Source organism: Candidatus Thiothrix putei (assembly GCA_029972225.1).
GTDB classification, from domain to species: Bacteria; Pseudomonadota; Gammaproteobacteria; order Thiotrichales; family Thiotrichaceae; genus Thiothrix; species Thiothrix putei.
The window spans coordinates 589,883-609,247 of sequence record CP124756.1 but is presented as its reverse complement, the minus strand read 5'-3'; the positions used below and the strand labels follow the sequence as shown (position 1 = coordinate 609,247).

General features: G+C 49.8%; 18 protein-coding genes and 1 pseudogene. 5 read left to right on the top strand and 14 right to left on the bottom strand.

The features are described 5' to 3' along the window. Positions 1-19: 19 nt before the first annotated feature. Together proC and QJT81_03190 are read left to right on the top strand one after the other, a co-directional pair. Positions 20-862: a pyrroline-5-carboxylate reductase gene (gene proC / locus QJT81_03195; protein ID WGZ95005.1), complete on the top strand. Its 843-nt coding sequence runs from the start codon at positions 20-22 to the stop codon at positions 860-862. Between the two features lie 27 nt (positions 863-889). Continuing rightward, positions 890-1,438: a YggT family protein gene (locus QJT81_03190; protein WGZ95004.1), complete on the top strand. Its 549-nt coding sequence runs from the start codon at positions 890-892 to the stop codon at positions 1,436-1,438. Between the two features lie 332 nt (positions 1,439-1,770). Here QJT81_03190 and QJT81_03185 read toward each other — a convergent pair whose 3' ends face one another. The 3 genes from QJT81_03185 to QJT81_03175 all read right to left on the bottom strand — a co-directional run bounded on the left by QJT81_03185 (position 1,771) and on the right by QJT81_03175 (position 4,624). Further along, positions 1,771-2,226, bottom strand: coding sequence for an RNA-binding protein (locus tag QJT81_03185; protein ID WGZ95003.1), 456 nt, complete (start codon positions 2,224-2,226; stop codon positions 1,771-1,773). A 241-nt stretch (positions 2,227-2,467) separates the two neighbouring features. After that, positions 2,468-4,066: a glutamate--cysteine ligase gene (gene gshA / locus QJT81_03180; GenBank protein ID WGZ95002.1), complete on the bottom strand. Its 1,599-nt coding sequence runs from the start codon at positions 4,064-4,066 to the stop codon at positions 2,468-2,470. 162 nt (positions 4,067-4,228) lie between these two features. After that, positions 4,229-4,624, bottom strand: a complete 396-nt coding sequence (locus QJT81_03175; GenBank protein ID WGZ95001.1) for an RNA-guided endonuclease TnpB family protein — start codon at positions 4,622-4,624, stop codon at positions 4,229-4,231. Positions 4,625-4,710: 86 nt separating this feature from the next. Here QJT81_03175 and QJT81_03170 point away from each other — a divergent pair. After that, positions 4,711-6,035: pseudogene (locus QJT81_03170) on the top strand (UPF0236 family protein). Here QJT81_03170 and QJT81_03165 read toward each other — a convergent pair. Next, the gene (locus QJT81_03165; protein ID WGZ95000.1) at positions 5,977-6,870 is read right to left on the bottom strand and encodes a transposase; all 894 of its coding nucleotides are present in this window, start codon (positions 6,868-6,870) and stop codon (positions 5,977-5,979) included. The pseudogene QJT81_03170 and the gene QJT81_03165 overlap by 59 nt on opposite strands. Next, positions 6,867-7,490, bottom strand: coding sequence for an IS607 family transposase (locus tag QJT81_03160; protein WGZ94999.1), 624 nt, complete (start codon positions 7,488-7,490; stop codon positions 6,867-6,869). Before QJT81_03160 ends, QJT81_03165 begins: the two co-directional genes overlap by 4 nt. A 176-nt stretch (positions 7,491-7,666) precedes the next feature. Between QJT81_03160 and QJT81_03155 the strand changes: the two genes are divergently transcribed. Continuing rightward, positions 7,667-8,011 carry a hypothetical protein gene (locus QJT81_03155; GenBank protein ID WGZ94998.1) on the top strand — a complete coding sequence of 115 codons (345 nt, stop codon included), beginning with the start codon at positions 7,667-7,669 and terminating at the stop codon, positions 8,009-8,011. A 53-nt stretch (positions 8,012-8,064) separates the two neighbouring features. Here QJT81_03155 and QJT81_03150 read toward each other — a convergent pair whose 3' ends face one another. The 6 genes from QJT81_03150 to QJT81_03125 form a co-directional block, all read right to left on the bottom strand. Continuing rightward, positions 8,065-9,828 (bottom strand): SulP family inorganic anion transporter, encoded by a 1,764-nt coding sequence (locus tag QJT81_03150; GenBank protein ID WGZ94997.1) that lies wholly within the window; start codon positions 9,826-9,828, stop codon positions 8,065-8,067. A 160-nt stretch (positions 9,829-9,988) separates the two neighbouring features. After that, positions 9,989-11,827: a glutamine--fructose-6-phosphate transaminase (isomerizing) gene (glmS, locus tag QJT81_03145; GenBank protein WGZ94996.1), complete on the bottom strand. Its 1,839-nt coding sequence runs from the start codon at positions 11,825-11,827 to the stop codon at positions 9,989-9,991. Further along, positions 11,827-13,206, bottom strand: a complete 1,380-nt coding sequence (glmU, locus tag QJT81_03140) for a bifunctional UDP-N-acetylglucosamine diphosphorylase/glucosamine-1-phosphate N-acetyltransferase GlmU (protein ID WGZ94995.1) — start codon at positions 13,204-13,206, stop codon at positions 11,827-11,829. Before glmU ends, glmS begins: the two co-directional genes overlap by 1 nt. Positions 13,207-13,271: 65 nt before the next feature. Next, entirely contained in the window at positions 13,272-13,961 is a 690-nt protein-coding gene (gene mtnC, locus QJT81_03135; protein ID WGZ94994.1) for an acireductone synthase, read from the bottom strand. A 2-nt stretch (positions 13,962-13,963) separates the two neighbouring features. Continuing rightward, on the bottom strand, positions 13,964-14,506 hold the full coding sequence (locus QJT81_03130) for an acireductone dioxygenase (GenBank protein WGZ94993.1): 543 nt from the start codon (positions 14,504-14,506) through the stop codon (positions 13,964-13,966). Positions 14,507-14,510: 4 nt separating this feature from the next. Further along, complete coding sequence (locus QJT81_03125) at positions 14,511-15,122, bottom strand: methylthioribulose 1-phosphate dehydratase (protein WGZ94992.1); 612 nt, start codon at positions 15,120-15,122, stop codon at positions 14,511-14,513. A 172-nt stretch (positions 15,123-15,294) separates the two neighbouring features. Here QJT81_03125 and QJT81_03120 point away from each other — a divergent pair, with 172 nt between their 5' ends. Continuing rightward, entirely contained in the window at positions 15,295-15,747 is a 453-nt protein-coding gene (locus QJT81_03120; GenBank protein WGZ94991.1) for a hypothetical protein, read from the top strand. A gap of 143 nt (positions 15,748-15,890) precedes the next feature. On the opposite strand, the gene QJT81_03115 is transcribed toward QJT81_03120, so the two are convergent. From QJT81_03115 to QJT81_03105, 3 genes are all read right to left on the bottom strand, one after another. Beyond that, positions 15,891-17,147 (bottom strand): ribonucleotide-diphosphate reductase subunit beta, encoded by a 1,257-nt coding sequence (locus QJT81_03115; GenBank protein WGZ94990.1) that lies wholly within the window; start codon positions 17,145-17,147, stop codon positions 15,891-15,893. 68 nt (positions 17,148-17,215) lie between these two features. Next, entirely contained in the window at positions 17,216-18,613 is a 1,398-nt protein-coding gene (locus tag QJT81_03110; GenBank protein WGZ94989.1) for a hypothetical protein, read from the bottom strand. Between the two features lie 83 nt (positions 18,614-18,696). Further along, positions 18,697-19,362: a hypothetical protein gene (locus tag QJT81_03105; GenBank protein ID WGZ94988.1), complete on the bottom strand. Its 666-nt coding sequence runs from the start codon at positions 19,360-19,362 to the stop codon at positions 18,697-18,699. Positions 19,363-19,365 lie beyond the last annotated feature (3 nt).

Here is a 19,365-nt window from a genome sequence, read left to right as displayed (position 1 = left end):
TACACAGTAAAGAGCTTTTATGGACACACCTAAACTTGCCCAAAAACCTACCGCCATCACCTTCATTGGTGCTGGCAATATGGCTCGCAGCTTAATTGTTGGCCTATTACAAGACCAAGCGAATGTCGTGCTGCGCGTTGCTGACCCTGATCAACATCAATTGGATGCGATCCGTAAACATTGGCCAGATGTCATGACGACCACCGAAAACATTGAAGCCATGCAAGGCGCTGATGTTGTGGTACTCGCCGTCAAACCACAAATCATGCGCGAGGTAGCAGAAAATCTCGCCAGTGCTGCGCAATTGAATCGCCCATTATTCGTATCCATCGCTGCGGGTATTCGCGAAGAAGCCCTCAACCACTGGCTAGGTGGCAATCAAGCTATCGTGCGCTGTATGCCAAATACCCCGGCACTGGTACAAGCAGGAGCAACCGGCCTGTACGCAAACCTACAAGTGTCTGACCTACAACGCAGTACCGCAGAAAGTCTGCTACGTGCCGTCGGCATTACCCTCTGGTTCGACGAAGAAGCCAAGCTGGATGCAGTGACGGCTATTTCTGGTAGCGGCCCTGCTTACTTCTTCTTGGTCATGGAAGCCATGCAAGCAGCCGCCGAACAATTGGGGCTTCGTGCCGAAGATGCTCACCTACTGATCGTGCAAACTGCGTTAGGTGCAGCTAAATTGGCGCTGGAAAGCGACGATATGCCGGGCGAGTTGCGCAAAAAAGTAACATCTAAAGGTGGCACGACTGAAGCAGCCTTAAAAGTATTAACCACAGGTGGCTTACACGACCTGTTTGCACAAGCCTTACAAGCGGCAGAAAGCCGTTCACGCGAGTTGGCAGCCGCCAACAGCTAAATCACACCAAACAGGGGATAGTTGCTCATGGAAGCACTTCAAAATATCGGCATTTTTTTGGTCGAAGTCTTATTTTCGTTCTACATTGGAGCAATACTGATCCGCTTTCTGCTGGCGTTATCACGGGCTAATTTTTACAACCCACTGTCACAGTCTTTAGTGAAAATCACCAACCCAGCACTAGTTCCCCTTCGACGGATAATTCCTGCCATTGGTAAACTGGATACTGCCGCGATTGTACTTGCGCTAGGTTTGAAAATTATTCAAACACTACTACTCGTTGCCTTACAAGGTAGTGAAGTCAGTTTGCCGGTGGTGTTCGTGTATGCCGTCATTGATTTATTACGCACGGTGATCTACATCTACCTCTTCGCTTTGGTCATTCAAGCCGTACTCAGTTGGGTAGGCAATAGTCACGGCAATCCACTAGCCGACATCTTGCACAGTCTGACCGAGCCACTATTACGCCCCTTACGCCAGTTTGTACCCGTCATGGGCATGATCGACTTCACACCGATGGCAGCCATGTTGCTACTGTATATTGTGCTAATTGTGTTGCAATCTTTTGGGCTGTAAGACGTGTCTGAGTTTTATCGCTGGGAAAATACGGCATTGCATCTGTTTGTGCGGGTGCAACCGAAAGCAAGCTGGGATGAATTTGCGGAAGTGCAAGAAAATAGGATTCGCATAAGAATCACAGCTCCGCCAGTAGATGGCAAAGCAAATACACATTTGCAAAAGCCTGCGGAGTGGCTAAATCAAATGTGCAAATCAAAAGCGGGGAAACTAGCAGAAACAAACACTTATGCGTCGAATCTCCAGTTTACTTACCGGCAGGAGTCGAAAAGGTAGGCTAACAGAAAATCTATCAGCCTACCCACAGCGAAATAGTTATCGCTTAACAGGCATTAACGGTAGCCGCCGCCGCCGAAACCACCACGGTCGCCGCCGAAACCACCACGGTCGCCGCCACGACCACCACGGTCGCCGCCGCGATCACCACCACGACTACCACCGCCGAAGCCGCCACGATCACCGCCGCCACCAAAACCACCGCGATCACCACCGCGACCGCCGCCGCCACCAAAACCACCACGACCACCACCGTCACGTGGGCGATCTTCGCGTGGTTTTGCTTCATTAACTTTAATGTTACGGCCTTGAACGGCTTGTTCGTTCAGACCTTGAATGGCTGCATTGCCTTCAGCAGCATCTGGCATGTCAACAAAACCGAAGCCCTTGGATTGCCCCGTCATTTTGTCTTTGATCATGCTGACGCTGGTTACTTCGCCATAAGCGGAGAACAGGTCACGCAAGTCGTTTTCGGTAATTTTATAGGGCAGGTTGCCAACGTAAATATTCACTGTTTGTCATCTCATAAATAGCGTGTGCTGCTTGGGAATTTACGTTATAGATAATCAGTCACACCAAATTACCTGATAACGATCGACCACTGTGGTTCGATAGGTTATGCACTGTGAAACCTGCAAGTAAAAACGTGGCATCGAAAAAGCAAGGCTCACGGAACTTTCAAGTATCAGGCAAGTTATTTGCAGTGTACCCCAGTTTTTCGCTGCGGGTAACAAAAATCGGATAATTGTCCGGTTAATTTTTCATGTCAACCAAAGTCCCTGAAAGATAAGCATTTAAGAAGCTATCAAAATCCATTTTTTCACCGCTCTCAAGGGCTTGCTGACGAATTAATGAAGTTGCAGCAAGCTGCTGAAGTTCTTGAGTCAACGACGGTGCAAGTTCACGCTTCAGAAAGTAGTCACGGTGTTCTAAGGATTTTCGCCGGGCAAACTCAAAAAAACTTTCGTGATTGGCAAGCATCTCTTCCAACATGCGTGCTGAAGGCGTTAAGTCAGGGTTATAGACAAGCTGAAGCTGGCTCTCCAAACAATCGGTGTAGCATTCTTCGTTATGTACCGCATTCAGCATTTCAGCCACAGGGCGCATCGCTTGCAGTAACGCTTTGGCTTGATCACGCAACAGCACACTATTACCCAAACAACTCAAACGCACCTCAGGGTCACGCCCACGATGAGCCGTCAGCATCTGATTCAGATTGATTGCCTGAAACTCTTCAGCGGAGACCAGCGGGCTTTCCTGCAACAAACAAAAGTGCATGAATACCTCAAGAAAAAAAAGCTGCCGACGGGTCAGCCCTGCCGGGTGGAAAGCGTTCACGTCAATCGAACGCAACTCCACGTAGGCAATACCACGCCGCTCTAATGCATCGGTCGGTTTCTCAAAACCTTGCAGAGGCTGCTTGGGTCGTACTGTGCTGTAGTATTCGTTTTCGATTTGCAGAATATTGGCATTCAACTGACGGTATTGACCGTCAACCTTCACACCAATATCAACGTATTCAGGGTGGGGGGTCGCAATAGCATGGCGCAAGCTGCTGATATACGTATCCAGCGTATTGTAGCAAACATTAACCCCCGTTTTGTTTTCCTTGCTGTTGGTGTAACCAATGTTACCCATGCGTAGCGAAGTACCAAAAGGCTCGTAAAGCGTGTATTCATTGAACTCCTCCATGCCTTCAGGAACAGCTCGGCCACCAAGGAAACTTTTGCAAATCGCAGGCGATGTCCCAAATAAATAAATGATCAGCCAACCATAACGTTGCAGGTTCCGTACCAACGCCATGTATTGTGCATCACGAAACGCACGTAACTCACCAGAAGCCCCCTGAACCTGCTGCCAAGGTTGCCAAAATGCATCATCAATGGAGTAGTTGAAATGGATACCAGCAATCACCTGCATCGCCTTGCCATAACGCCATGCCAGCCCCTCGCGGTAAATATGCTTCATGCGCCCAGCGTTAGAACGCCCATACTCTGCAATCCGAATATCATTATCACCAGCCAACACACAGGGCATACTGGTTGTCCACAACAGCTCGTTGTCGAGTTGCTGGTAAACAAAGGTTTCAATATTGAGTAAAAAATCTAACGCCTGAGCGGCACGCTCTTGCGGTGGCGTAATCAGCTCCAACAAGGATTCGGAATAATCGGTAGTAATCCATGGATGCGTGAGTGCTGCGCCTAACACCGCCGGATGATCATGTTGTGACAATCGGCTATCAGTCGTGACACGCAGGCTTTCTTTTTCAAGCCCAGTGCGGGCATTGCGTAAATATGAATACAGTTGATTACTGTCAATCTCACGCAAATGTTGTTCCAGCAGGTGGTACACGGAGGTCTCCCGATTTAAGCCAAACCTTGATTACAGCATAGAATGAAGATAATACAAATTTCCTTGATCCATTGAGACCAACGTGGCGGTAGACTAAACCAACCACATGCGACTAAACCTAGACAAAACCGTTATTTCAAACCTACCCAAATCTACCTATAGCTAACTAAAAGTAGTCATGGTGTTGAATTCCTGCTTCACGGGGGCTGGTTTCGTCTTCGGCTTGCGCCCAAGACCAGAGCCTTCCCCTCCACAGGCAGACACCGTGTAACTCACGGCGTATTCTTCTAAATTCTTGGCGGCATTTACGTCACGGTCATGGACTGCACCGCAAACGGGGCAAGTCCATTCACGTACCGACAGTGGCAGCTTGTCCACTTTATGCCCACAGCCAGCAGCAGAACAGGTTTTGCTGGAGGCAAAAAACCGATCAGCCACCACGACCACCGCACCCCGCATTTCCGCCTTGTATTCCAGTTGCCGCCGGAACTCGAAGAATCCCATGTCACTGATGGCACGGGATAAATGACGGTTTTTCACCATGCCCGATACGTTCAAATCTTCAATGCCGGGGTGTGAACAAAAGTGCGGTGTCCTGTAGACTAAGATGGCATCCCCTAAAACCAGAGAAAAAGGACTTTCCCATGTTGACAGTTAGCTCCCGCGACCAAAAACTTTTAGAAGCCTTGAACCGCAACCCCGCATTAAAAGCTCGGATGGAAGGGCTAATCGAGGTGGTTGAAAATGCCGGTGATGACATTATCAAAGCAGCAGACGCCGAACAGCGGGTGATAGAAGAACTGCGCCAAATGGGAAATGATGCGATCACTGCATGGGCAAACAAACGTGTAGAAAAATGCACAGCCCCAGCCTGTGAAGAAGGCATTGGGAAGTATGTAAAGAGTGGAAAAAAAACTGTCATTGGCACACGACCTACGGAAAAATCCACATAAGCGAACCGGTCTACCGGATTCCCGGCAAGCGTGTCCGCCCCTTTAGCCAGAGTGCCGAGGTTGTTTGCCGAGGCTGTTCGCTCCCGCTGCAACGGGCGGTGACGGACTTTGGGGCGGACTGTTCATTTGCTCAAGTGCCTGATAAATTAGAAGAACATTACGGGATACGGCTGGCATCCAGCAGCATCCGACACATCACCGAAGGTCACGCCAAACGCATCCATGAATCCCAAGTGTTGATAAAAGACTATCCAAGCACGTTGGGAAAAGCCTATGTCATTGCCGAAATGGACGGCAGCATGATCCCCATCGTCGAGATTGACGAAACAGCCCCCGACAAGCGCAAAGGCAAAAAGGAAAGCTGGAAAGAAGCCCGCCTGTGTCTTGCCCACGCCAAAGGCAGTGCTACGCCAACGTTTGGCGCAATATTCGGTGGCACGGTAGAAGATGCTGGAAAAATCTTATTCGACACCGCCTGCCGTGCTGGATTTGGAAAAAGCACGTTCCTCCATGCGGTGGGTGATGGGGCAAGCTGGATCAACCGTCAAGTGGATGAACAATTTGGCACACAAGGACATTACCTGATTGATTTTTATCATGTTTGTGAATACCTATCAGCAGCATCCGCAAGCTGTTCATGCCTCAAGGACAAGGATAAATGGTTTGCCAAACAGAAAAAAGCCCTACAGGATGGTCAAGCTCAAGCGGTCATCGACACACTGAAACCTTTCCTCGAAGCAGAAACGGTAGAAGACAGTAACGCCCCAGTACGAGCTTGTCACCGTTACCTGAGCAACCGCATTGAGCAACTAGATTACCCGACAGCAAAATCCCTCGGATTGCCCGTGGGGTCGGGCGAAATAGAAAGTGCACACCGTTACATCATCCAGCAACGCTTAAAAAAATCGGGGGCATGGTGGAAAAGTGATAATGCGGCGGATATGTTGGCGTTGAGGGTCATGCGGGGAAACCAGCAATGGAAGCATTATTGGCGAAACACCGCTGAGGCGGCATGAGGTTTACCGCACTTTTGTTCACACCCTCAATGCCGATGGTGTGAAAACGGCGGGTCAAATCCGTGGTGAGTTGGTGCAAACTGTCTTGGCGGATATTGGCGATACGTGCGTGAAGTTTTGCCAGTTTTTGTTTTGCCTTGTGGCGATTGGCACTGCCTTTGACCTTGCGGGACAGGCTGCGCGAGAGCCGTTTTAGGCGGGAAAGCAAGGCTTTATGCGGCTTTGCCCCAACCACTTTTTCCCCCGTTGATAGGGTTGCCAGTGCAGATACGCCCAAATCCACCCCTACCGTGCCTTGGTTTTTGGCAGGCGGGAGATGGTTTGAGGTGGTGTCCACGGTGATGCTGGCGAACCACTGGTCAGCGGTGCGGGAAACCGTGGCAGAGAGAATTTTACCGGAAAAGCGTAACGTTTCCCGCATCCGTACTAACCCAAGGTTGGGAATGCGGATGCGGCAACCGTCAAGGCTGAACTGGTCGTTGGTGAGGGTGAAACTGTCGCGGCTTTTGCCTTTCTTTTTGAATTGCGGGTACTTGGCTCGCCCCGTAAAGAAGTTCTTGAAAGCTGCACCGAGTTGGATAATTGCCATTTGCGGGGCGTTTTTGGTGACTTCCAGCATCCAGGGGAATTGTTCGCGTTTGATGGCATTCAATTGGCGGCGCAAGCCCATTTGGTTGGGTTTTGACTGGGTGTTATCGTCTTTCCATGCGGCGTATTGGGTTTGCCATTCTGCCAACGCCCAGTTGTAGGCGAACCGTGCTGTACCAGCGGCTTTCGCCAAGTACGTCGCTTGCTTATGGTTGGGGTCAAGGCGGATTTTGTGGCTGATGATCATACTTGCGATTCTTCCACGGCTTTCTTTACCCCGTCCAGCAACTTTTTGTTTTTGCGCGAACGTGAGCCGTACAGCCGTGCCGAGAAAACCGTGATGATTTCCAGCACATCGGTTGACAAATCTTCCTCAAAGGTGGTGTCTTCGCCCTTGTTTACGATCACCACTTCCACTTGTTTGGCTTCGCAGATGGAGAACACCAGTTCCGCACCAAACCGCAGCAGGCGGTCTTTGTGGGTGATGACCAGTCGCCCGACATTGCCAACCAAAATCTTGTTGAGCAGGCGTTTCAGTCCTTTCTTGTAGTAGTTCATGCCTGAACCGAGGTCGGATATTAGCTCGAATGTCCAGCCCTGTTGGGCACAATAGAGTTCCAGCACTTGCTTTTGGCGTTCCAAATCGTCTTTTTGGTCAGCACTGGATACACGGGCGTAGGCAAGCGTCTTGCGACTGTCTTCGCTGGCACGGAACAGTTCCGGCTTGAGTTTCAACATATCGTAACGGCGGTGTTTACCGGAAGTGTGTTCCGGGATTAGCCGACCTTCCGCTTCCCAGCGGCGCAGGGTGGGAACTGACACGCCAAGCAGTTTTGATGCTTCACTGATGGGGACTAATCTATTCATATTGATTAGTATAGAGTAGATTTAGTTATATTTCAATAGAACTGTTCAAACCCTAGGCCATATCCCTTTACATGCAAAGAAACTGGTTAAAAATTGCATTACACTACGATTAGTGGTAGTTTTTTAGCTGTATACTGTCGCATCAAAGCAATAACTAATATCGTAGGAAGGGTGATATGTCCCTGTATGTTCTTCGTTTTTTACTTCCCCCACGTAAAGCACTAGCTATCGCAACGGGTTTATGTGCTTTAGCGCTGACTAGCCCAGCCTCTGCTAATCGGATAACCCTAGTCGCAACCATGAACAATCAATCGGTGCTCTCACCTGCCCATTGGTTTATTTTTAATATAGGTGATCAACAACAGGAACCTGTCGCAGAATTGCCTAGGCACAGTGGTACTGTGTACTTACCAGCAGGCAAATACCGTGCTGAAGTCAAACAAAATCAACGCATCAAACACACTGAGTTTCGCGTTGAGTTTAATGTCGACAAAACAGTTACGATTGCCTTAGACGAATGAATCCTTAACAAACAGGCCGCAAAAGCGGCCTGTTTAAAAGATATTAACGTTTATCAAGCAGGCATATAGTGCTTAAACGGCTCAATGTCGATGGCATCACCGAACTGCTCTTTCGCATAATTGATCGCATATTTACGCTCACGGAAGAAACGCTCTTCCCCAATGTGCTTCGCCAAGCCAGAACGCTGGAATGCCTCGTATACCCGCAACTTTGTTCGCGCAATATAGAACTCAATACCCGCAAACTTGAGGCGATCTGCTAGCTTTTCAAGCATTTCTTCTCCGGTCGAATCTACTTGGTCGATGGATTCCATATCCAAAATCAGAACTTTCAAATTAGGTTTCTGTGCAACATTATTCAGCAACTTGCCTTCCAGATAACCGGTATTCGCAAAATACAAATCCCCGTCAAAACGGTAGACCGCCACCGTATCGCTAGTTTTCAAACCATGAGCAGCCGCATCACGCATCGAACCATCCTCATGGCGTGCAACCTCAACCAAATTCGGACTCATGGTACGGTACAAGAACAAACCCAATGACAATACCACGCCCAACAAAATACCCTTATCCAAATGCGGTGCAAACGCCAAGGTCGCAATAAACGTCACCACTGCGACCACGCCATCGTGCGGCTCCACTTTCCAAGCGTGCTTAATCGGCGCAACCTTAATCAAATTAACCACCGCCATAATAATCACCGCTGCCAAGGTCGCTTGAGGCAAGTGATACAGCAACGGCGTCAAGAACAACAATGTCAACGCCACCAGCAAACCCGTAACCACCGAGGAGAATCCCGTCATTGCCCCTGATGCAAAGTTCACCGCAGAACGGGAGAACGACCCAGATACTGCGTAGCCGCTGGAGAAACCCGACACGATATTTGACAAACCTTGCCCAACCAATTCTTGATTCGCTGATAAACGCTGACGGGTTTGGGATGCCATTGCTTTAGCGATAGAAATTGCCTCAACGAAACCAATCAAACCAATAATAGCCGCCGTCACCATCATGGAACTCAAGGTTTTGAAATCCAAACTAACATTCGGCATTGAAAACGTTGGCAAACCTTCCGGAATAGTGCCAATAACACTACCGCCCATCCCTTTGTAATCCACTGCCCAAGACAATACGGTAGTAACCACCACAGTAATCAAGACCCCAGGCAAACGCGGCGCATATTTTTTCAAAACCATCAACGTGGTCAGCGCAAATGCACCAATCATCAATGTCGTCATCTTGGTATCAGTTAGTGCTGCCAAGGTTGCCCACCAAAACTCATACGCATGTTCAAACTGATCAGCCTTCACATCCAACCCAAAAATCTTCGGCAACTGCGAGGTAGCAATGATTAACGCCCCGGCATTGGTAAACCCAACCACCACCGGATGTGACAAAAAGTCAACCAACACCCCCAGACGCAATAAGCCCAGCGACATTTGGAAAATACCGATCATCAACGCCAACATCGCCGAGTAAGCAATCATGGTTTCCGGCCCCATTGCCGCATACGGCTGCATTGCCGCCGCTGACATCAATGAAACTACCGCGACCGGCCCCGTACCTAACTGCCGAGAAGAACCAAAAATCGCCGCCACCATGACCGGCAAAAAGGAAGCATACAAACCAATATAAGGCGGTAAGCCTGCTAATTGCGCATACGCCATTGACTGCGGAATCAACACTAACGCCACGGTCAAACCCGCCATCGCATCAGCTTTCAACACTGTCGGATTCTTCAATTCACCAATCCAGCCCATATAAGGCGTGAAACGCTCTTTCCAGTCACTTAGCAGTGACACTAGCCAGCTACCCATGTTGATGCTTACCTCCCACCTAATTCCTGTGCATTACCTAAAAAGAAACCAGCGACACTGCCGCTGGTTCATTAGAATATAAGATTGTACTTTTATTGCTACAAATCCCATAGCGAAGGGATTCAATACTAAAGAGCCATTACGCTAGAATTTCTCAATACTACTCAACCGTCACCGACTTCGCCAAATTGCGCGGCTTGTCCACATCCGTGCCTTTCAACACCGCCACGTGGTAAGAGAGCAATTGCAACGGAATCGTGTACACAATCGGCGCAAGCATTTCAGGGACGTGTGGCATTTCCAGCACATGCAAATTATCCGCCGCGACAATATGCGCCTCGCGGTCGGCAAACACATACAACTCACCACCGCGCGAACGCACTTCTTCCAAATTGGACTTTAGTTTCTCCAACAAAGCCGTATTGGGTGCTACCGTGACAATCGGCATCTCGCTATCGACCAACGCAAGTGGGCCATGCTTGAGTTCACCGGCAGGATAGGCTTCGGCGTGGATATAGGAAATTTCCTTGAGCTTGAGCGCCCCTTCCATCGCAATCGGGTAGAGTTCGCCACGCCCCAAAAACAGCGCGTGGTTTTTCTCGATGAAACGTTCTGCCAGTGTTTCGATTTTCGGGTTCAGGTCTAACGCTTGCTCGATCAGCGCAGGCAATTTGCGTAAATCTGCCACCATCTGCGCGACCTTGGCTTTATCCGCACCCTTGGCTTGCATCAGCAATACCATCAGCAATTGCAACGCCACCAACTGTGTCGTAAACGCTTTGGTGGATGCCACGCCAATTTCCGGGCCTGCCATTGTCATCAGCGACATATCGGATTCGCGGGTTAAGGAGCTTTCCGCCACGTTGCAAATGGTCAGCGTTGCCAATGCACCGTGGTTTTCCTTGATCTTTTCCAATGCCGCCAAGGTATCAGCGGTTTCGCCCGATTGGGAAATCGTCACGAACAGCATGTTCTTGCGCGGCGGCTGACGGCGGTAACGGTATTCGCTGGCAACTTCCACGTTGCATGGAATATCCGTATTCGCCTCAATCCAATAACGCCCCACCAAACCCGCGTGGTAGCTCGTGCCACACGCCAGAATTTGAATCTCCTCCACTTGCGCCAAGCGTTCCAACGCATCCGGCACACCCAGCAAGGCAGGCAAGACATGATCGCCCGCCAACCGGTTTTCCAATGTCCCCGTCACCGACTGCGGCTGCTCGAAGATTTCCTTCAGCATGAAATGGCGATAGTCGCCCAATTCTGCCGAACACATCGACGCATTCGACTCACGTACCGGACGCTCCACGCGCTCGCCATTCAGGTCAAAAATGTCGATCTTTTTGCGGGTAATCCGCGCCACATCGCCATTTTCCAGATAGATAAAGCGGCTGGTCACGGGTAACAGTGCTTGAATGTCTGAACCAATGAAGTTTTCACCAATCCCCAAACCCAGCACCAGCGGGCTGCCTTGGCGTGCCACGATCAGCGTATCCGGCTCATCCGGCGAAATTACCGCCATTGCATACGCACCGTGCAATTCACACCGCGCTGCCATCACCGCATCCAACATGCTCACACCCTGACGGCGGAAGATGTCGATCAAATGCGCAATGACCTCGGTATCGGTATCCGAATCAAAACGGTAGCCGTCATCTTGCAAACGTTTACGCAATTCAACGTGGTTTTCGATAATGCCGTTATGCACCAAACCGACCCATTCGCCGCTGAAATGCGGGTGCGCATTGCGTTCGGCTGGCACGCCGTGCGTTGCCCAACGGGTGTGCGCAATGCCCAGCTTGCCGTCAATCGGCTCACCTTCAAGACGCTCCATCAGCGCGGCAACTTTACCCACGGCACGGCTGCGCACCAAATCCCCCATGTCACGAATGACCGCGACCCCAGCCGAGTCATAACCACGGTATTCCAGACGGCGTAAGCCTTCCAATAAAATTTCCACCACCGGACGTTGCGCAACTGCGCCGACAATACCACACATTATTTTTTCTCCTTCACTGGACGCTGCCAGCCTTTCAAGGTCATTTGTTTGGCGCGGGACAAGGTGAGTTCACCTGCCGGAGCATCTTTAGTAATGGTTGAACCTGCGCCAATCGTGGCACCGTCGCCAACGCTGACCGGCGCAACCAATTGCGTGCAAGAACCGACGAATACGCCATCCCCGATGACGGTTTTGTGTTTGTTTGCACCGTCGTAGTTGCAGGTAATCGTGCCCGCACCAATATTTACGTTGTCGCCCATCTCAGTATCGCCGATGTAGCTCAGGTGATTCACCTTGCTACCCTTGCCGATGATGGCTTTTTTGGTTTCGACGAAATTGCCAATCTTAGCTTTTGCAGCAAGAACTGTGCCGGGGCGCAGGCGGGCAAACGGCCCAATGTCGCAATTTTCCGCAATGACGGCTGATTCGATCACCGAGTGCGCCTTAATATGCGTATTGTCGCCAATTTCAGCATCCTGAATCACGCAACCCGCTTCCACCGTGACGTTATTGCCAAACTTGACCTTACCGATGAGCACCACATTCACATCAAGGAATACATCCTGCCCGGTTTCAACCGTGCCGCGAATATCCAAACGCGCAGGATCAGCCACGGTCACACCGTCCAGCATCAGCTTTTCGACCTGACGTTGCTGGCAAGCACGTTCCAAACGTGCCAATTGCACACGGTTATTTGCACCTTCCACTTCAACCGGATCAGGGCACAGCACCGTATTCACACTGCCACCTTCCGCCACCGCCAAACCGACGCAATCGGTCAGGTAATATTCACCTTGGGCATTTTGCGGGGTCAATTGTTGCAACCAACGCTTCAAATCACTGCCACGCGCCGCAATAAAGCCGGTATTCACCTCACAAATCTGGCGTTGTGCCTCATCAGCATCCTTTTCTTCCACAATCGCCAGCACCTGCCCCGCTGCATCGCGCACGATACGCCCATAGCCCTTAGGGTCTGCCAATTCGGTAGTCAGCACACACAAGGCATGGTTTGACAAACCCTGTGCCAAACGTTGCAAGGTTGCCGAACGGATCAAGGGCACATCCCCGTAAGCAATCAACACCACGTCATCATTGTCAACCAGATGAATGGCTTGGCTAACCGCGTGCCCAGTGCCTTTTTGTTGCGACTGCAATGCCCAATTCAGGTTTTCACCTTGAATGCGTTCACGCACCAATTCACCGCCATGCCCGTACACAATCGCCATGTGACAAGCCACTTCGCAATGTTGCAGCACAGAACAAGCATCCACCACGTGTTGCAGCATGGGTTTGCCTGCAATCGGGTGGAGAACTTTTGGCAAAGCGGAACGCATCCGAGTGCCTTGACCCGCTGCGAGGATAATCGGAAAAATATTCATGGGGGATATGCCCGTCAGTAAAATAAAATGATTGTCTTAAATAATAGTCATATTATGCAGCCTGATTACGTGATGCTCATCACATCCAGCTCATCAAAGTTTTTTACGCAAGGGTGCTGCAAGGTAGCCGTTGGCTGATTTTCGCGAACCAGACAGCACGTTTTTAAACCCACTTGCGCGGCAGCATCCAATTCTTCCGCAATATCCGACAGGAACAGGATCTCACTTGCCGACAAATCAAGCGCTTCCACAATCGTCTGATACGATTTAGCCTCGCGCTTATGCCCAACCGCCGTATCGAAATAGCCACTGAACAGCGGGGTTAAATCACCGGCATCAGAATAACCGAACAACAGCTTCTGCGCATACACCGAACCCGACGAATAGACATACAATTTCAGACCAAGCTCATGCCAGTGCAATAAATGGCGCACTGCATCTTCATACACATGCCCGGTGAAATCGCCATTACGGTAGCCTTCCTCCCACATCAAGCCTTGAATCGCCTTCAATGGGGTAATTTTTTTGTCTTCCGCAATCCATTGACGCAATTGCGCAATCGCTTCCGCCAATGACAACACCGCATTGCCGGTTTCCAGCCGCACATCATCTATCAGCTTTGCCACCGTGGGATCTTGGCGATGCGCCACCACGAACGCCTGCATCTGTTGATCTGCATAGGGAAATAGCACGTCTTTCACGAATGACAGGCTAGTGGTCGTGCCTTCAATATCCGTGAGTATCGCCTTAATCATGCTCAATTCTCCAAACGCGGGAAACGCTCCGCAATATCATTACCCGTGAAATTCGCCACCCAACCTTCAGGATTGGTAAACAAGCGAATGGCCTTGAAACGCGGATTCGCCCCCATATCAAACCAATGCGTTGCACCCGCTGGCACGCTGATCAAATCGCCTTTTTCGCACAACACCGTGTATACCTTGTCGCCCAGATGCAGGTAAAACAAACCCTGCCCGTCCACAAAAAAGCGTACTTCGTATTCGGTGTGCGTGTGTTCATTCAAAAACTTCTGGCGAAACAGCGCCTTATCGGGGTGATCAGGCGTTAAACTGACCACATCCACGCTCTGGAAACCGTTTTCAGCCATCAAACGGTCAATATCCGCACGATACGCGGCAATCACTTCGTCTTGCGTTGCCGCATCCGACAAGGGTGCATTGGCTTCCCAACGTTCAAAACGCACGCCTTGCACCTGCAATAAGGTACTGATCGTGGCGTAATCGGTATACGTTTCAGCCTGTTGCGGGTTGTTATCCGCATAAATTTTCAGTTCACTCATGGTTCTACCTGTCTAATAGCATTTGCCGATAAACACATTCAAACAAAAATTCTAACGCCTCAATGTGACGCTGCGTATCCGCCACCGTCGCACCCCACGTATACACGCCATGCCCACGAATTAAATAGCCGACCGTGTGCGGGTTTGCATCCAAATAAGCAGCCACGTCCGCTGCCAACGCGGGAATATCCTGACTATTCGGGAATACCGGAATCACCACCTGACTCTCATGCGTATCAACACCGGGAAAGGCTTTTTGCACCTCATAGCCATCGAATACCACTTGAGCCAAGCGCATCGACAGCACCGTTGCATTAACTGAATGCGTATGTAACACACACCCGGCCCTAGGGTCACGCCGGTACATCACGGTATGCAAGCCCGTTTCCGCCGAGGGGCGCTTACCTGCATCCAACGCATTACCCTGCAAATCGGCTCGCAAAAACCCATTATCATCCAGCCTGCCTTTATGCTGCCCCGAACTGGTAATGAGGATTTCTGCATCGCCTAACCGGGCAGAAAAATTACTGCTAGTAGCCGGAACCCAGCCACGCGAATGAAAAAATTGCCCCGCCGCAATCAGCTCGGTACGCAGGCGCGATAACGTCTCAGACATAGGATTCCTCATGGCACAAAGCGTAGCATTTTCGCAGCATTACACCCGTTTGTCAGACGATTTACAAAAAGTTCCACAAAACGTCAAAAAACGCTTTACATTAGGAAATTCTAATATTAGAATTATCTCATACTGAACTTACACATAAATCACTTTGCTAGGAAACTTAAACATGAAATTACAAGCTATCGCTTTCGCTGCCCTGATCGCTATCTCTGGCGCTGCTTCTGCTGAATTCTTCGACGGCTTCGACAACGGTTCTGGCGTTGCTAACACTGCTGGTCAAGGCACTGGTTCTACTGCTGCTGATGGCACTGGCTACGGCAAAGGCAATGGCGACGCAAACGGCTGGGGTCGTGGTAAAGGCGACGCTGACGGTGAAGTTGATTTCGCTATCACTTTCAAAGGCAAAGGCCGCACTAACATGGATACCGACATGGCTGCCAACGGCAAAGGCAACGGTGACTGGTACGGCGCTGGTAACGGCTATGGCTACGGTGATGGCAACGGCAATGCGACTGGCAATGCACAAACTGCCAAAGCTGGTAGCACTCCAATGATGGCTCCTGCTATGCCAATGGCTGCACCACAAGCACCAGTTGCTGCACCTGCTGCTGCAAAGTAATTCTCAAGGTGGGAATCACGTATCCCACTGACGATCCTAGCAAGGGCATCATTCTTCGGGATGGTGTCCTTGCTTTCGTTACGGCATAAAAAAAGCCCGGTTGAATTCAGCCGGGCTTTTTGCATTTTAGGCCATCGACAGGCTTAATCCCATTTCAACGCTCCACCGGTTTGGTATTCCGTCACACGGGTTTCAAAGAAATTCTTTTCCTTGCGCATATTGGACTGCTCATCCAACCAAGGCAGCGCGTTTTGCGCACCGGGAAATGGTTCAGCCATGCCTAACTGACGCGCCCGACGATTGGCAATAAAGCGGAACTGTTCGTGGTGATCTTGCTGGCTGTAACCCAAAATCGGGGTCGGCAGGATGTACTTGGAATAGTTGATTTCGGCTGCTTCCGCCTCATCCCACATATCGCGCACCGCTTGCGGGTCGAGTGTCACGTTTTCTTCCTGCATGATTTGGCGCACCACGCGGATACCGAAGGAAGCGTGCAACACTTCGTCACGCATAATGTATTGGAATTGCTCACCCGTGCCTTTCATCATGCCACGACGTTGCAGCGCAAAAATCGGCGAAAAGCCGTTGTAGAACCAACAACCTTCAAAAATCCCCGCAAAGAACGTGTATGACATCACGAAGCTGTGCAGGTCATCACGGTTTTTCAAGTCAATGTCGTGGCGCAAGGCATCGTTTAAACGGCGGTTTGCCAATTGAATTTTAGCGTTGATTTCCGGCACGACGCGGTAACGGTTGTAGATTTCCACTTGATCCAAACCAATGGTTTCGATGCAATGCTGGTAAGTCCACGTATGCAATGCTTCTTCGTAAACCTGACGGGCTTGGTAAATTTGCAATTCGGGTGCTGTCATTTTTTCCATGACCGCCAAACCGATATTGCGCATCGCCAGAATGTCGGAGGTGGTCAAGTACGCAAGAACATTTTCGTACACGTGACGTTCCGCCGGACTGAGGTTGTGATGGTAGTCATGCACATCCTGCGCCATATTGATATCGAGCGGCGTCCAGTGGTTTTTGTTGGCATTGAGGAAAAATTCCCATGCCCACGGGTATTTGAACGGTGCCAGTTGGTTGATGTCGCCACTGCCGTTGACCACGCGCTTGTCAGCGCTGCTGATCGGTTGTTGAGGCTTGAAAGGTTCTGGTGCTACGTGAACGGCTTCCACACGATGGGTAGAAGCCGTCTCTGTTAACGTCGTTGTAACCGACGCCGACTCCGTTGGCGATTTAACTGCGCCTTGGGTTTCTGCACTGAACTCACTTTCATCTACCTCCACAGTAGCTGCTTCAACAAACACTTCGTCAAGACTAAAAGCCGGTTGGTAGCCGTTCGTGCGTGGCACGGGCGCGGCAAGTGGGTTATCCCAATTAAGCGTCATGATTTTACTCTCCTAAATGCTGAATGCCAACTAAACTGAAGGTTTGATGCTGGCAGGTGGTAATTTTTTCATGCAGAAAATCCGAACAAAAGCTGGCCTTGCAATGCCTGAGTTTTATTGGATTGCAAGCGAGACCAATCCAGTAAGTTCAAAATACTAGCCTTCACTGGTCTTTTTTCATCCCAGAAAATGAGCGAAGACAATAATTCTTTTGCTGCTTCAGAATGCAACAGTGCGAAAACCTTTTGTGCTGCCGCCTCGTCATCAAATGACAAGTAATATACCGTGTCATCAAACATCACAGGTTTTCCTTCTATCGGTGCAATCAAGCGAAAATCCAGTGACTTATACAACCCACAAATGGCGATACGCCACGGTCGGAAAGAATAAGCACCAACGCCAAAGACCGAAAATTGCGGGTTTTTTATATAAATAGAGCTGGCACGCGCTCCTAAAATATCAGCATGTTTTTGCAAATATCCCCATGTTTTTGGTGTACGTGTACGGATACTATCTGTTGATTCACCGACATACCGCTGAGTAACCAGCAGGTATTTCTTCCTCCAACCTTTACCACTACCAATATCAGAACCTTTCATCAGGGGATAAAGATAATCCGATTCCAGATCAACTGTTTCACCATAGCCGTTTTTCAATGTTTGCCCATGACGAGTCAGTTCCATTACCGCAGCCGCATCATGCTTGACACCAGAACGCCATTTTTCAGGGCTTTTCCCCACCAACGCAACATGGGCATCGAACGCATCCAGATCAGCAATGCTCAACCCCAACCGATGCCCGACACGCTGCCCCTGTGTCGATTCTAAATTATCAAATACTTGGTACTCATCTGTTGCTACCAGGGCACTGTTGAAACGCACCACCAGCAAACAAGCGTCGACCGACACATCAAAAGCCTTCTTCGCGTCTATTTTAATGATGCAACTACTAGCTAATGCCAAGCCCTGCCGTTGGGCATGGGCAAGTACTTTACGGGCAACCGCAGTTTTCACCAGCATTGCCACATCACCTTGCCGCCCTTCCATCCAACGGAACACCTCCAGCAGCATCCATTCCGAAATATCGAAATTGGCTTTGCCCGTAATAGCATCAAGCCCGTTATGGTGTTGGAAATTGGCTTTACGCGGCAAGTTGACCCCACCGATGCCACTTTGGACTGAGTTTGTTACCCAAGGAAAATTTCCCAATACCAGCAAAGCACCTGAAGCTTGTTCCAAAATAGCTTGCCAGCGGGTTGCAAAAAAATCAGCTTGAGCCAAATAAACACGCCCTGATTCCAGCTCATGCTGCAAACGTAAACGCGAGGTTTCCAAATAGTCGCTATTAACCTCAAAACCCATGATTTTTTTTGCTGTTGGGAAAGTTTGCGTTGCGGCTAAAACAAAAGCACCAACCCCACACGTCGGCTCAATGACGACTTCGGGGCGAACTCCCAAATCATACAAACGCTTACATACCGCTACTGCCAAGGTATCTGGGGTTTGAAAGTCGCCAAATTCAATACGTTGTTTACGGGAAGCAGCGGTAGTCATACTTGCTGTCCCCGATACACAGCTCGAACACCGTCAACATTTCCTGCTTTTTCAATAACACGAGAATATTGCAAGCGCCATTGCAGGGCATTGGAAATAGTCAGGTATCCTTGCTTGGGTTTATTTTGCAGAATTTCTGCCACCAGATTATCCAAACCGATCTCATCCACAAGCAGATTTTTCTCTGACAGAAAAGCTACCAGATCATCCCTGTTGCCATCATTCTCCAGAATGTCACGGATGCCCTTGGTCATCTGAAAATCCGCAGTACTTTCTGCTTCCACAAAGATCGTATCAGAAATATTCAGATTAGCAGTACGGGCAAACTCATCATCCGTTTTGCCGTACACGAAAATGATCAACGAATAACCTAGTCCATACACTTTTTGCCGTGCTGATCTGAACGGGCATGATGACTGCGGCTGACGAATGCTGGTGACTTTCATATCGACCAATAAACAGGGAAAGTCTATGCCATTGGCAGAATTACCCTCCTCAAATTGATACCCTCGTCCACGCAAGAATGCCCGGAATTTGTGTTCCAGATACGTGCCAACAGCCTTGCCATCTGTAACTCCAAACAGCGATGGCTCAGGATGTTGACTTTCGAGAGCAGCAAAACGGGCAGCTTCGGTACAAAGGATTTCAGTAGTCAATTCCATAGT